Annotated in this window: 1 protein-coding gene; it reads right to left on the reverse strand. The window is 47.7% G+C overall.

Annotated elements, in window-relative coordinates:
• The coding region (locus tag ACFEMA_RS14720; RefSeq protein ID WP_411768968.1) for a MopE-related protein at positions 1 to 815 on the reverse strand (815 nt) is incomplete at both ends.

The following is an 815-nucleotide window of genomic DNA, read 5'->3' on the forward strand; positions in this document are numbered from 1 at the left end:
CCATCACCATCAGCATCGATGTACCAGGTCTGTCCAGGGAACTCATCCGCATCGTTGTCATCACAATCGGTATTGTTTGAGCTATATCCAGCAGGTGCTGTTGTCGAACAGAAGTCCGCAGACGTGGTGGAACCAAATCCATCACCATCGTTGTCTTCGTAATAGGTTATCGGCGCATTGATCGCTGGATTGGAATCGTCACAATCAGACGTACCTGAAAGTTCAGACGCCAAGAATCCATCTGTTGGTCTAAGACATGCCGTTGTAGCAGACGTACCATAGCCATCACCATCAGCATCGATGTACCAGGTCTGTCCAGGGAACTCATCCGCATCGTTATCGTCACAATCGGTATTATTTGTACTATATCCAGCAGGTGCTGTTGTCGAACAGAAGTCCGCAGACGTGGTAGAACCAAAACCATCACCATCATTGTCTTCATAATAGGTTATCGGTGCGTTAATCGCAGGATTGGAATCGTCACAATCGGACGTTCCTGAAAGTTCAGACGCTAAGAATCCATCTGTAGGTCTAAGACAAGCCGTTGTAGCAGAGGTACCATAGCCATCACCATCAGCATCGATGTACCAGGTCTGACCAGGGAACTCATCCGCATCGTTATCATCACAATCGGTATTGTTTGAGCTATATCCAGCAGGTGCAGTTGTAGAACAGAAGTCCGCAGAGGTGGTGGAACCAAAGCCATCACCATCGTTGTCCTCATAATAGGTTATCGGCGCATTGATCGCAGGATTGGAATCGTCACAATCGGAAGTTCCTGAAAGTTCAGAAGCCAGAAATCCATCTGCAGGTCT

Source organism: Winogradskyella sp. A3E31 (genome assembly GCF_046720935.1).
Taxonomy (GTDB): domain Bacteria; phylum Bacteroidota; class Bacteroidia; order Flavobacteriales; family Flavobacteriaceae; genus Winogradskyella.